Annotated in this window: 11 protein-coding genes; 7 read left to right on the forward strand and 4 right to left on the reverse strand. The window is 66.2% G+C overall.

Annotated elements, in window-relative coordinates:
- The first annotated feature begins 97 nt into the window (after positions 1-97).
- The 4 genes from ACNJYA_RS33655 (at position 98) to mdlC (ending at position 5,005) form a co-directional block, all read left to right on the forward strand.
- Positions 98-1,267, forward strand: coding sequence for an acyl-CoA dehydrogenase family protein (locus ACNJYA_RS33655; protein WP_439401490.1), 1,170 nt, complete (start codon positions 98-100; stop codon positions 1,265-1,267).
- Between the two features lie 9 nt (positions 1,268-1,276).
- Positions 1,277-2,377, forward strand: a complete 1,101-nt coding sequence (locus ACNJYA_RS33660) for a CaiB/BaiF CoA transferase family protein (protein ID WP_439401491.1) — start codon at positions 1,277-1,279, stop codon at positions 2,375-2,377.
- A 15-nt stretch (positions 2,378-2,392) separates the two neighbouring features.
- Entirely contained in the window at positions 2,393-3,244 is an 852-nt protein-coding gene (locus ACNJYA_RS33665; RefSeq protein ID WP_439401492.1) for an FAS1-like dehydratase domain-containing protein, read from the forward strand.
- A gap of 138 nt (positions 3,245-3,382) precedes the next feature.
- Complete coding sequence (mdlC, locus tag ACNJYA_RS33670; protein ID WP_439401493.1) at positions 3,383-5,005, forward strand: benzoylformate decarboxylase; 1,623 nt, start codon at positions 3,383-3,385, stop codon at positions 5,003-5,005.
- Between the two features lie 24 nt (positions 5,006-5,029).
- Here mdlC and ACNJYA_RS33675 read toward each other — a convergent pair whose 3' ends face one another.
- Positions 5,030-5,806, reverse strand: a complete 777-nt coding sequence (locus tag ACNJYA_RS33675; protein WP_439401494.1) for an SDR family NAD(P)-dependent oxidoreductase — start codon at positions 5,804-5,806, stop codon at positions 5,030-5,032.
- Between the two features lie 77 nt (positions 5,807-5,883).
- On the opposite strand from ACNJYA_RS33675, the gene ACNJYA_RS33680 reads away from it, so the two are divergent.
- The gene (locus ACNJYA_RS33680; RefSeq protein ID WP_439401495.1) at positions 5,884-6,336 is read left to right on the forward strand and encodes a MarR family winged helix-turn-helix transcriptional regulator; all 453 of its coding nucleotides are present in this window, start codon (positions 5,884-5,886) and stop codon (positions 6,334-6,336) included.
- Between the two features lie 150 nt (positions 6,337-6,486).
- Here the strand turns inward: ACNJYA_RS33680 and ACNJYA_RS33685 are convergent, their stop codons facing one another.
- Positions 6,487-7,281, reverse strand: coding sequence for an SDR family oxidoreductase (locus tag ACNJYA_RS33685; protein ID WP_439401496.1), 795 nt, complete (start codon positions 7,279-7,281; stop codon positions 6,487-6,489).
- A gap of 59 nt (positions 7,282-7,340) precedes the next feature.
- Complete coding sequence (trhA, locus tag ACNJYA_RS33690; RefSeq protein ID WP_172788420.1) at positions 7,341-8,036, reverse strand: PAQR family membrane homeostasis protein TrhA; 696 nt, start codon at positions 8,034-8,036, stop codon at positions 7,341-7,343.
- A 182-nt stretch (positions 8,037-8,218) separates the two neighbouring features.
- On the opposite strand from trhA, the gene ACNJYA_RS33695 reads away from it, so the two are divergent.
- Positions 8,219-9,688 (forward strand): YcjX family protein, encoded by a 1,470-nt coding sequence (locus tag ACNJYA_RS33695; protein ID WP_439401497.1) that lies wholly within the window; start codon positions 8,219-8,221, stop codon positions 9,686-9,688.
- The gene (locus tag ACNJYA_RS33700) at positions 9,685-10,707 is read left to right on the forward strand and encodes a YcjF family protein (protein ID WP_439401498.1); all 1,023 of its coding nucleotides are present in this window, start codon (positions 9,685-9,687) and stop codon (positions 10,705-10,707) included. Before ACNJYA_RS33695 ends, ACNJYA_RS33700 begins: the two co-directional genes overlap by 4 nt.
- Before the next feature lie 197 nt (positions 10,708-10,904).
- Here ACNJYA_RS33700 and ACNJYA_RS33705 read toward each other — a convergent pair whose 3' ends face one another.
- On the reverse strand, positions 10,905-12,410 hold the full coding sequence (locus ACNJYA_RS33705) for a glycosyltransferase family 39 protein (RefSeq protein ID WP_439403503.1): 1,506 nt from the start codon (positions 12,408-12,410) through the stop codon (positions 10,905-10,907).
- Positions 12,411-12,603: the final 193 nt, after the last annotated feature.

The raw sequence follows: 12,603 nt of genomic DNA on the forward strand, positions 1-12,603 counted from the left end.
ACGCTATAACAAATGAGCATAGGGGGCGGGCATTGTTTTCACAACGCCCGTGGGTTGGCCGGCGTTATCTTAACTGCCGCTAAGAATTGGAAACGCCATGAGTCAAGAACAACACACCGAAGATTACGCCGACATCCGCGAGGCCGTTGCCAAGCTCTGCGCGCAGTTCCCCGGCGAATATTGGCGCAAGCTCGATCGCGAGATGGCCTACCCCAAGGCGTTCGTCGATGCGCTGACCGAGGCCGGCTATCTCTCGGTGCTGATCCCCGAGGAATACGGCGGCGCGGGCCTGAAGCTGTCGGCGGCCGCGGCGATCCTGGAGGAGATCCAGCGCGCGGGCTGCAACGGCGGCGGCTGTCACGCCCAGATGTACACGATGGGCACGGTGCTGCGGCACGGCAATGCCGAGCAGAAGGCAAAATACCTGCCGAAGATCGCGAGCGGCGAATTGCGCCTGCAGGCGTTCGGCGTCACCGAGCCGACCAGCGGCACCGACACCTCCTCGCTGAAGACGTTCGCGCGCAAGGACGGCAACGACAGCTACATCGTCAACGGCCAGAAGATCTGGACCAGCCGCGCCGAGCATTCCGACCTGATGGTGCTGCTGGCGCGCACCACGCCGAAGGATCAGGTCAAGAAGCGCACCGATGGCCTTTCGGTGTTCATCGTCGACATGCGCGAGGCCAAGAACAACGGCCTCGAGATCCGCCCGATCCGCACCATGATGAACCACGCCACCACCGAAGTGTTCTTCACCGATATGAGGGTGCCGGCGGAGAATTTGATCGGTGAGGAAGGCAAGGGTTTTCGCTACATCCTGTCCGGCATGAATGCCGAGCGCATCCTGATCGCGGCCGAATGCGTCGGCGACGCCAAGTGGTTCATCGCGAAGGCGACGAACTACGCCAAGGAGCGCGCCGTGTTCGGCCGGCCGATCGGCCAAAATCAGGGCATCCAGTTTCCGATCGCCAAGGCCTATGCTTCGATGCGCGCGGCCGAGCTGATGGTGAAGGAAGCCACGCGCAAATATGAAGCCGGGCTCGATTGCGGCGCGGAGGCCAACATGGCCAAGATGCTGGCGGCGGATGCGTCCTGGGAAGCGGCGAATGCCTGCATCCAGACCCATGGCGGCTTCGGCTTTGCCGAGGAATACGACGTCGAGCGCAAGTTCCGCGAGACGCGGCTTTATCAGGTGGCGCCGATCTCGACCAACCTCGTGCTGTCCTTCGTCGCCGAGCACGTGCTCGGCATGCCGCGCTCGTACTGAGGTTCCGCCATGGGAGCACTTGACGGGATCAGGGTGATTGCGGTCGAGCAGGCGGTGGCGGCGCCGTTCTGCTCCTCGCGCCTGGCGGATGCCGGCGCGGAGGTGATCAAGATCGAGCGGCCCGAGGGCGATTTCGCCCGCGGCTATGACGCGGCGGCCAAGGGCCAGAGCAGCTATTTCGTCTGGCTCAACCGCGGCAAGCAATCAGCTGTGGTCGATCTCACGACGAAGGAAGGCCGCGCCGAGCTGGAGAAGCTGATCGCGAGTGCCGACGTGCTGATCCAGAACTTGAAGCCGGGCTCGATGGACAAGCTCGGTTTTTCGCGCGAGCGGCTTTTGAAGGACTATCCAAAGCTGATCTCGTGCACGATTACCGGCTATGGTGACGAGGGCCCCTACGCGCATCGCAAAGCCTATGATCTCCTGATCCAGGCCGAGAGCGGCCTTGCCTCGATCACCGGCAATCCCGACGGCGCCTCGCGCGTCGGCATGTCGATCGTGGACGTCGCGACCGGCGCCACCGCGCATGCGGCGATCCTGGAGGCGCTGATCGCGCGCGGGCGCAGCGGCAAGGGCGCCGACATCCGCATCTCGATGTTCGACGTGATGGCGGACTGGTGCACCGTGCCGCTGCTCAATGCCGAGGCCGGCAATCCGCCCAAGCGCATGGGCCTGCGCCATCCCTCGATCGCGCCCTATGGCGTGTTCACCTCGAAGGACGGCAAGGACATCCTGATCTCGATCCAGAGCGAGCGCGAGTGGAAGACGCTGTGCGCAGAAGTGCTGGATCAGCCGGACCTGCCAACCGATCCCCGCGTCGCCAACATGGTCGAGCGCGTGCGTAACCGGGATTTCACCGACAAGACCGTGGCCGACATCTTCGGCAGGATGACGCGCGATGAGCTGTTGAAGCGGCTGTCGGACGCCGACATCGCCTTTGCCGAGGTCAACACCATGGCCGACCTCACCAACCATCCGCATCTGCGGCGCATCGAGGTCGACACGCCGAACGGCCGTGTCAGCTATCCCGCGCCGGCGCCGATCGTCGTCGGCGAGACGCGCTCTTACGGCGCCGTGCCCGCTATCGGCGAGCGTTCCCAATCCAAATAATGAGAGCGAGGCGTCATGACCGAGAAGCTCGACATCGATCATCTGCGGCAATGGATCGGCCGCAGCCAGGAAGCCACCGACATCGTCACCGCGCAGCTCGTGAAGGGTCTGCGCGCGACGCTGTTCCAGGAGGTCGGCGAGCCCAAGGCGGGCGACGTTGCGCCGTTCACGATGCACTGGTGCCTGGCGCAGCCGGTGTTCCCGATGTCAATGCTCGGCCCCGACGGCCACCCGACCCGCGGCGGTTTCCTGCCGCCGGTGCCGCTGCCGCGCCGGATGTGGGCCGGCGGCGAGATCGAGTTTTTGCAGCCGCTGCGCGTTGGCGACGAATCGACGCGGATCTCGCGCATTGCCGATGTGCAGGTGAAATCAGGCTCGACCGGCACGCTGTGCTTCGTCTCGGTCGAGCACAGCATCTCCTCGCCGAGGGGCACGGCGATCCGCGAGCGGCAGGACATCGTTTATCGCGAGATGACGGGCAGCGCGCCGGCCGGCGGCAAGGCGCCGCCTCCGCCGCCCAAGGCACAGCACCGCGAGAGCCATGTGTCCGATCCCGTGCTGCTGTTCCGCTATTCCGCACTGACCTTCAACGGCCACCGCATCCATTACGACCGCGATTACGTCACCAAGGTCGAGGGCTATCCGGGCCTGATCTTCCACGGCCCGCTGCAGGCGGCGCTGATCGTCGAGATGGCGGCGAAGCTGCGCGGCGGCAAGGCGCCGAAGAAATTCTCGTATCGCGGCGTGCAGCCGCTGTTCGAGGGCACGGAGTTCTCGGTCAACGCCAATGACAGCGGCGAGAGCATGGAGCTTTGGACCGCGAACGCGGAGGGGCAGCCGACGATGAAGGGCACGGCGGTGTGGTAATAGTCTCTCCTCGTCATTGCGAGGAGCGAAGCGACGAAGCAATCCAGACTGCCTCCGCGGAGATAGTCTGGATTGCTTCGCTTCGCTCGCAATGACGGGCGGGGCTGGTAGCGCGGCAATAAACAGGGGACGGAAACCATGGGCAAGAACGGCAAGACCGGCAGCAAGTCCGTCACCGTCAAGCAGGCAACGCTCGACCTCTTGCGCGCCTTCGGCATCGACAGGGTGTTCGGCAACCCTGGTTCGACCGAGCTGCCGTTCCTCAGCGACTGGCCCGGCGATATCGACTACGTGCTGGCGCTGCAGGAAGCCTCTGCCGTCGGCATGGCAGACGGCTATGCGCAGGCGACGCGCAATGCCGGTTTCGTCAATCTGCATTCGGCCGCCGGCGTCGGCAACGCGCTCGGCAACATCTACACCGCGCACCGCAACCAGACGCCGCTGGTGATCACCGCGGGCCAGCAGGCGCGCTCGATTCTTCCCTTGCAGGCGTTCCTCTATGCCGAGCGCGCCTCGGAGTTTCCGCGGCCTTACGTCAAGTACAGCGTCGAGCCGGCGCGGGCCGAGGACGTGCCGGCCGCGATCGCACGGGCCTATTACACCGCAATGCAGCCGCCGTGCGGGCCGACCTTCGTGTCGATTCCGATCGACGACTGGGCCCATGCCTGCGCGCCGATCGAGGCGCGCAAGGTCAGTCGCGAGATCGGGCCAGAGCTGGAGCCGATGAAGGCGCTGGTGGCTGCGCTCGGCTCGGCAAAGCACCCTGCCCTCGTCGTCGGCCCCGGAATCGATCGCGCCGGCGCGGTCGAACTGATGGTGCGCGTTGCCGAGAAGGCCAAGGCGAGCGTCTGGGTCAGTCCGTTCTCGGCCCGCTGCTCCTTCCCCGAGCGGCATCCGCAATTTGCGGGCTTTCTGCATGCCTCGCCGGCCCAGTTGTCCGACGCGCTGCGCGAGTACGATCTCGTCGTCGTCATCGGCGCGCCGGTGTTCACCTTCCACGTCGAGGGCCACGCCGCGATCTTCGACGGCGGCGCGAGCATCTTCCAGATCACGGATGATGCGGATGCTGCCGCGGTGACACCGGTCGGCACCAGCGTCATCGCCACGATGAAGCCAGCGCTGAGCCTGCTGCTCGACCTGCTGCCCGAGAGCAAGCGCGTCACGCCGAAAGGCCGCACGCTGCCACCGGCGCCGCAGGCCGCCGATCCGCTGCCGGTCGAATTCCTGCTGCACTCGCTGTCGCAGGCGATGCCCGACGGCGCATCACTGGTCGAGGAAGTGCCCTCGCACCGTCCGGCGATGCAGAAGTTCATGCCGATGCGCGGCCAGGACAGTTTCTACACCATGTCGAGCGGCGGCCTCGGCTATTCCCTGCCCGCCGCGGTCGGCATGGCACTGGGCAAGCCGAAGCAGCGCACCGTGTGCCTGATCGGTGACGGCTCGGCGATGTATTCGATCCAGGCGCTCTGGACCGCGGCGCAGCGCAAGCTGCCGCTCACCGTCGTCGTCATCAACAATTCCGGCTACGGCGCGATGCGCTCGTTCAGCCAGGTGATGCAGGTGCGGAACGTGCCGGGGCTGGAGCTGCCGGGGATCGATTTCGTCCGGCTTGCCGAGAGCATGGGTTGCCATGCGATGCGGGTGACGAAGGCGGCGGAGCTGGGCGATGCGCTGAAGCGCGGGATGGCGTTCGAGGGCACGAGCCTTGTCGAGGTCGTCGTGGATTCCGCGGTGCCGGTGCTGTACGGGCAGAAACACTGACGCGCGCTCATCCCGGCTACGGCATCACGACGCCAGAAATCCTCCATCCGCGGCGAGCACGTGCCCGACCACATAGGACGACGCATCCGACGACAGCCACACCACGGCCTCGGCCACTTCCTCCGGGCTGCCCATCCGCCGCAGCGGCAGGCCTGCGCTGACCGTCGCGACATCGCCGACGCCGGCGCGCAGCATCATGTCGGTGACGACGCGGCCGGGCGCGACGGCGTTGATGCGGATGCCGCGCGGCGCGTTCTCCATCGCCGCCGAGCGCGTCAGCGAGATCGCGGCAGCCTTGGAGGCCGAATAAAGCGAGAAACCGGGATTGGGGTTGCGCACGCCGCTGACGGAGGCGTTGACGACGATGCTGCCGCGGCCTTTCGCCAGCATCGCCGGCAATTGATGGCGCAGGCACAGGAACAGCGCGCGAACATTGGTGTCGAACACGCTGTCGTAGATCTCCGTGCCCTGTTCCTCCAGCGGCGCCCGGCGCTCCTGGAAGCCGGCATTGTTGAAGGCGACGTCGAGCCGGCCGCAGCGCTCGACGGCCGTGCCGACGAGGCGCGCGACCTCGTCTTCCTTCGTGATGTCGGTCTTGAGCGCGATCGCCTCCGTGCCGAGCTCGCGGCACGCGGCGGCGGTGGCCTCGATCTCGGCCTCGCGCCGGCCGGCGACGATGACCGCCTCCGCCCCTTCGGATGCCATCCGCAGCACCGTGGCGCGCCCGATGCCGCTGCCGCCGCCCGTAACCAAGCAGACCTTGCCGCTCATCCGATGACCTGCCGGCAAAGCTCCGCTCATGGTCCACTCCAAAACACTTGCGCGCGCCGTTGCGCGCATATAGTTGTATGATACAACTATATGGGCCGAGTCAAGCCATGGCCGAACTTTCGCTGATCGACGACATCCGCGCCGCCTCGCGCCTGATGGTGCGCGAGCTCGGCTTCATGGACGCCACGGTGGCGGCCTCGGGCTATCCGCCCTCCGCGGTCCACACCATCCTGGAGATCGGCATCCGCGGTCCGATGAATTCGGGCGAGCTCGGCGATTTCCTGCGGCTGGAGAAATCCAGCGTCAGCCGCCTGGTGCGCAAGCTGATCGATTGCGGCGAGCTCAAGGAGATGCCGGACGAGGCGGATGCGCGCAGCAAGCGGCTGTCGCTGACGGAAAAGGGGCGGCGCACGCAGGAAGCACTGCATGCGTTCGGCCGCCAGCAGGTGCGCGGCGCGCTGGCGGCGCTGACGCCGGCCGAGCAGCGCACTGTGCGCGAGGGCATGATGCTCTATGCGCAGGCGCTCAGACAGAGCCGGGTGGAGGAAGCGGCGGTGTAGCCACACTACCGGTGTCATCGCCCGGCTTGACCGGGCGATCCAGTACGCCGAGACGGTTGTGTTGAGCCGACACGCCGCGGCGTAATGGATGCCCCGCCCCCCGTGCGCAATTGCGCACTAGGCGGGGCATGACAGCATCAATCGCGGCGTCTACTTCCGGAACTCGTCCCGCATCTTGGCCTGGATCTTGGCCATGCCGCCGATCCAGCGGTCGTAGTTCTCGGTCTTCTTGCGCATGTAGCCGAGCACTTGCGGGTGCGGCAGGATCAGGAATGTTTCCTGCTCGAGGCCGGCGAGCACGTCTTTCGCCACCTGCTCGGGCGTCAGGTCGCCGTCGCCGGATTGCGGGCCCTTGGGGATCGAGCGCAGCATGTTGGTGTCGACACCCTGCGGACACAGGATCGAGACCTTGATGTTGTGGGCCTTGTGCGAGATCGCGAGGTTCTCGGCAAAACCGACCGCGGCGTGCTTGGTCGTCGAATAGGCCGGACTGCCGACCTGCGACAACAGGCCCGCGGCCGAGATTGTGTTGAGGAAATAGCCGCCGCCGCGCGCCCTCATGCGGGGGACGAGATGCCGCGCCGCATAGACATGCGCCATGACGTGGATCGCCCAGCTGCGCTGCCACGGCTCGTCGGACGCGCCACCGGCATTCTCCGACATCGGATCGAAGCCGCCGCCGATGCCGGCATTGGAGCAGAACAGCGCGATCGGCCCGAACTGCCGCTCGGATTCCTCGATGACGTGGACGATGTCCTTTTCCTGCGCGACGTCGCATTTGAAGGCGGCGCCATCGACCATGGCGGCGACCGCTCTCGCATTGGCGGCGTCCATGTCTGCGACCACGACCTTGGCCGCACCCGCATTGTGAAAGGCCTCGCACAGCGCCTTGCCGATGCCGTTTGCGCCGCCCGTGACGACCACGACCTTGCCGGTCACCTGCATGCGACGTCTCCTCTGTCTTGTGTCGCTTTTTTAACGCGCCGCTTATTCCGCGTCGCGGGTCAGCTCAACACGAGGTCGAGCACCGCGGTATAATGGCATGCCGCGCCGGCCAAGACAAAGCCGTGCCAGATCGCATTCTGGAAGCGCAGCCGCCGCCAGGCGTGGAAGATCACGCCAAAGCTGTAGAGCAAGCCGCCGGCAAGGATGAAGCCCAGCGCCAGCGTGGGCAACGCCCTGACCACGGAATCGTAGAGCATCATGCCGCTCCAGCCCATCGCGAGATAGATCCCGACCGAGACGCGGTCGAACCGGCCGGGATAGAGCAGCTTAAGCACGATGCCAAGAATTGCCACGCACCAGACGCCGGCGAGCAGTACCAGCGCGAACACGCTGTCCTTCAGCTCCAGGATGAACGGTGTGTAGGTCGCGGCGATCAAGAGATAGATCGCGGAATGGTCGAAGCGGCGCAGCAGCCATTTGGCCGGCGAGACCGGCCAGAGATTATAGGTCGCCGACAGCACCAGCATCGAGAGCAGGCCGGCGACATAGATCGAGACGCCGACGATGTCGGTGGAGTCGGCATAGACCGCCGTCAGCACCACCAGCACGGTTGCGGCGATGAGGCCTGAGAGAACACCGATCGCGTGGACGATGCCGTCGGCGATCAGCTCGGCGCGATCGTAATCCCAGCCGATCGCGTCGGCTGCGGCATGGACGGAATTGGACGCGAACTGTTTCATTTGGAAGACGGTCATGGCAATCCGCAAAGCGTGGCAATGCCCTCTTGGATGGGTCTCTCGGGATCGGCGCATCGTTCAAACGGCTGATTTGCCGACAAAGGCGGTGGAAGTATGAAAGCTTGAATTTCCTCAGGCAATTGCCACTTTTGTGACTAGTCCAATTTGCGTATCCCTCGCCCGAGATCCCCCACGTTCATATGGCATTCAGTTTCCAGGATATGGTCGAGGAGGCGCGGCTGTCGGCCCGGGCGCTGATCGACTATGGCGAGCACTTCTTCAACCCGACGGTGCGGCTTGGTGTCACCGGCCTGTCGCGCGCCGGTAAGACCGTATTCATCACCGCGTTGATCCACGGGCTGACGCGCGGCGGCCGGTTTCCGGTGTTCGAGGCCTATGCCTCGGGCCGGATCGCGCGGGCGCACCTGGCGCCGCAACCGGATGATGCCGTGCCGCGCTTTGCCTATGAAAGCCATCTGCGCGCGCTGATCGAGGAACGGCGCTGGCCGAACTCGACCGTGGACATCAGCGAGCTCAGGCTCGTGATCGACTACCAGCGCCCGAACGGCGCCGATCGCACGCTGACGCTCGACATCGTCGACTATCCCGGCGAATGGCTGCTGGACCTGCCGCTGCTCCACAAGAGCTACGAGCAATGGTCGGCGGAGAGCCTGGCCCTGTCGCGCGAGGCGCCGCGCGCGCATCTCGCGGCCGAGTGGCACACCCATCTCGCAACGCTCAAGCCCGAGGCGCGCGAGGACGAGCAGGCGACGCTGACGGCCGCCAAGCTCTTCACCGATTATTTGCGCGCCTGCCGCGACGAGCGCTTTGCGATGAGCCTGTTGCCGCCCGGCCGCTTCCTGATGCCCGGCAATCTCGCCGATACGCCGGCGCTGACCTTTGCGCCGCTGGATTTGCCCGCTGGCGGAGAGGCGGGCGAGGGATCGCTGTGGGCGATGATGGTGCGGCGCTTCGAGGCCTACAAGGACGTCGTGGTGCGGCCGTTCTTCCGCGATCATTTCGCGCGGCTCGACCGCCAGATCGTGCTGGCCGATGCGCTCTCCGCGTTCAACTCCGGCCCCGGGGCGCTGCACGATCTCGAAGCCGCGCTATCAGGCATTCTCGACTGCTTCAACATCGGCCGCAGCACGATCCTCTCCAGCCTGTTCCGGCCGCGCATCGACCGCATCCTGTTCGCGGCGACCAAGGCGGATCATCTGCATCATTCCAGCCACGACCGGCTCGAGGCGGTGCTGCGCCGCGCCGTCTCGCGCGCGGTCGCCCGCGCGGAAAACACCGGCGCGGCGATCGACGTCGTCGCGCTCGCCGCCGTGCGCGCCACGCGCGAAGCGCAGGTGGCGCGGGGCCGCGACAAGTTGCCGTCGATCCTGGGAACACCGGCCGCAGGCGAAAGCGCCGGTGGCGAGTTCTTCGACGGCAACACCGAGGTTGCGACCTTTCCGGGCGATCTGCCCGTCGATCCCGAACCGCTGTTCAACGGCACGGATGCGTTCCGCGGGCTCGCGAGGGAGGCGGCGGGGAACAGCGATTTCCGCTTCCTGCGCTTCCGGCCGCCGAGGCTCGAACGTGAGGGCGCCAACGAGCCGACGCTGCCACACATCCGCCTCGACCGTGCCTTGCAGTTCCTGATCGGAGACAAGCTGTCATGACCGACCGATCGAAGCCACGGCGGCCGGCGACGTTCCGTCTGGATGATCCCGGCGTCGTCGTCACCGAGGCCGACGAGACCAGCCACCTCGCCCGCGCGACGATCCAGATCACGCCGGAGCCGGATCCCGCGATGCTGCCGGTGCAAGCCGCACTCCCGGCGCGGCGCGGTTTTCCCTGGGGCACGCTGTTCTGGTCGGGGCTCGCGGGATTGACGCTGCTCGGCACCGGGCTCGGCGTAGTCCATCTGATCGAGGATCTGTTCGCGCGCAACGAAACGCTCGGCTTCGTCGGTCTTGCCTTCGCCTGCGTCACCGCGCTGGCGCTCGCGGTGGTGATCGGGCGCGAGGCGTTCGGGCTGGCGCGGCTTGCGACCATCGAGAAGCTGCATCAGCGCGCAGCGGCCGTGCTGGCCAGTGACGATCGCAAGGAGAGCCGGGTCATCGTGCAGGACCTGCTCAAGATCGCGCACCAGAACCCGCAGCTGGCGCGCGCCCGCGCGACGCTGGAGAGCCATGCCGGCGAGATCATCGACGGCGCCGACATGATCCGCCTCGCCGAGCGCGAGCTGATGTCGCCGCTGGACGCGGAAGCGCGACGGCTGGTGTCCTCAGCGGCGCAAAAGGTCTCGATCGTCACCGCGGTCTCGCCGCGCGCCGCAATCGACGTGCTGTTCGTGTTCGTGGCGGCGCTGCGCCTGATCCGCCAGCTCGCTTATCTCTATGGCGGCCGTCCCGGGGCGCTCGGCATGATCCGCCTGCTCCGCCACGTCATTACCCATCTCGCCATCACCGGCGGCATGGCCGCGAGCGACAGCCTGGTGCAGCAGATGCTCGGCCACGGCATCGCGGCGAAGCTGTCGCAGCGGCTCGGCGAAGGCGTGCTGAACGGATTGCTGACGGCGCGGCTGGGATTGGCCGCGATCGATGTCACGCGGCCGCTGCCCTTCGCGGCCCTGCCGCCGCCGAAGCTGTCGGATCTGGCGACCGATCTGCTGCGGAAGAAGGACGGCGAGGAGTAGGTGACGACATTCGTGCCACGGCAACGGTTCACCCTCTCCCCTTGCGGGAGAGGGTGGCTCGCCGCGTAGCGGCGAGACGGGTGAGGGGTTTCTCTCCGCTTACGCAGCTTTTGCCGTATGGATAGAGACCCCTCATCCGGCGCTTCGCGCCACCTTCTCCCGCAAGGGGAGAAGGGAGGAAGTCCGAGCTTGCCGCGCTAGGCGCGCTCCTGCTTTTCGAATTCTCCCGCCAGCACGCGCCACAAAAATAGCGGCGAGTCCTTGGGCGGTGACAGCTCCGGGGTCCAGCCGGTCAGCTTCTCCAGCACATAGGTGTCCGTCACGACACCGCGCCAGCGGCGGTCGACCTGGCCGAGCTGCTGGCGCTGGGCGGGGATGCTCTCCCACAGCGATGAACGATCGTCCGGCTCGCGCCCGACATAGATTCCGGCGTGGCCCTTGATCTTGTCCATGCCGGGATCGCGGAAATCCTGGAAGCGGCCGCGCTCGTTGATCTCGATCACGGGCACGCGGCCACGGAACAGCCAGCGCATCATGGCGTAGGTGCGGTAGTCCGTGGTCGCGATCCAGGTCGCGCCGGTTTCGTCGAGCGCAGCTTGCGCGCGCGCGGCCACCTGCTCGTAGCCGGCTTCGGCACCTATCGGGTCGAGCTTGCCGAGCAGATTCCAGGGCGCGGCGACGTAGTAGAGGAACACGATGATGGTGAAGCCGATGCCTGAGACGATCGCTGTCCTGACCCAGAACAGCGAGGATTCCAGCATCCGGGCGGACCATCCCTCTTTCCTCATCGTGACGAGATTGACCGCGGTGGCGGCAAAACCGACCGGCCACATGAACATCGGCCAGGTGTCGCCGACGCGAAGCGTCAGCGACTTGAAGAAGAAGTAGGCGAAAGGCACCAGCACCGCGGTCGACAACAGGATCGCGACCGGCTCGCGCGTGCGATAGCCGCGCCATGCCGTCAGCACCAGGCCCGTCAACACCACCGGCAGCATGACGAAGCCGACCAGGCCGAATTGCAGGCCGATGTAATCGCCGATCGTACGCAGCGAGAGGCCGTAATTGGCGGTCGCGCGCACGCCCTGGAAGCGGAACGAGGCCCAGTCGTGCTGCGCGTTCCAGATCAGCACCGGCGAGAACACGGCGATCGCGACCAGGACGGCGAGATAAGGGTAAGGACTGCGCAGCCAGCGCCAGCGCCAATCCGGCACCAGCAGAAAAGCGGCAACCGCCGGCGCGAACATGATCACGGTGAATTTCGAGAGCATCGCGAGGCCCGCGAACAGCCCCGCCGCCAGCCACCAGCGTCCGTCGCCGCTTTGCGCCAGCCGCACCAGCGACCATATCATCGCCACCGCGAACGGGATCATGGCGACATCAGGCGCGACCTTGGCCATCAGCAGGCCGTAGTAAAGCGCGGCTTCCGGCATCAGCACCGCGAACACGATCGCGCGCGCATCATGGGTGAGGCGGCGGACGATGTCGGCGAGCAGCAGCTGCGTCACCAGCATCGCGACGATGCCACCGAAGCGAGCGCCGAGATTGGTGTCGCCAAAGATCGCGGTTCCGAAGCGGATCAGCCAGGCGATGCCGGGGGGATGATCGAGAAAGCTGAGCGCAGCCTCCTTGGACCAGGTCCAGTAATAGGCTTCGTCGGTGCGCAGCTCGATGACGGAGGCGTAGACGATGCGGAGCAGCGTCATCGCGGCGATGATCGCTGCAGCAATCAGGATGAGACGGCGTTCGGCGCCGTCTGGCTTCGCAGCGATGTCGGGAGCGATCGTCACGGTCGCGCTTTTCCCCGACTTGGGAGGGGGAGTCAATGTGGGGAGCGTGCCGCAGATACCGCTGTGGCCCGGGCAAGCGTCAGCGCAGACCCGTGACCCATAACCACAG

It is taken from the genome of Bradyrhizobium sp. BLXBL-01 (assembly GCF_051853025.1).
Classification (GTDB): Bacteria; Pseudomonadota; Alphaproteobacteria; order Rhizobiales; family Xanthobacteraceae; genus Bradyrhizobium.

Excerpts from the sequence above, each read along its gene's own strand:
- ACNJYA_RS33695 (WP_439401497.1), top strand. The coding sequence starts at position 8,219 with ATGGCATTCAGTTTCCAGGATATGGTCGAGGAGGCGCGGCTGTCGGCC.
- ACNJYA_RS33680 (WP_439401495.1), top strand. The coding sequence starts at position 5,884 with ATGGCCGAACTTTCGCTGATCGACGACATCCGCGCCGCCTCGCGCCTG.
- mdlC (WP_439401493.1), top strand. The coding sequence starts at position 3,383 with ATGGGCAAGAACGGCAAGACCGGCAGCAAGTCCGTCACCGTCAAGCAG.
- ACNJYA_RS33675 (WP_439401494.1), bottom strand. The coding sequence starts at position 5,806 with ATGAGCGGAGCTTTGCCGGCAGGTCATCGGATGAGCGGCAAGGTCTGC.
- ACNJYA_RS33655 (WP_439401490.1), top strand. The coding sequence starts at position 98 with ATGAGTCAAGAACAACACACCGAAGATTACGCCGACATCCGCGAGGCC.
- trhA (WP_172788420.1), bottom strand. The coding sequence starts at position 8,036 with ATGACCGTCTTCCAAATGAAACAGTTCGCGTCCAATTCCGTCCATGCC.
- ACNJYA_RS33705 (WP_439403503.1), bottom strand. The coding sequence starts at position 12,410 with ATGACGCTGCTCCGCATCGTCTACGCCTCCGTCATCGAGCTGCGCACC.
- ACNJYA_RS33665 (WP_439401492.1), top strand. The coding sequence starts at position 2,393 with ATGACCGAGAAGCTCGACATCGATCATCTGCGGCAATGGATCGGCCGC.
- ACNJYA_RS33660 (WP_439401491.1), top strand. The coding sequence starts at position 1,277 with ATGGGAGCACTTGACGGGATCAGGGTGATTGCGGTCGAGCAGGCGGTG.
- ACNJYA_RS33685 (WP_439401496.1), bottom strand. The coding sequence starts at position 7,281 with ATGCAGGTGACCGGCAAGGTCGTGGTCGTCACGGGCGGCGCAAACGGC.
- ACNJYA_RS33700 (WP_439401498.1), top strand. The coding sequence starts at position 9,685 with ATGACCGACCGATCGAAGCCACGGCGGCCGGCGACGTTCCGTCTGGAT.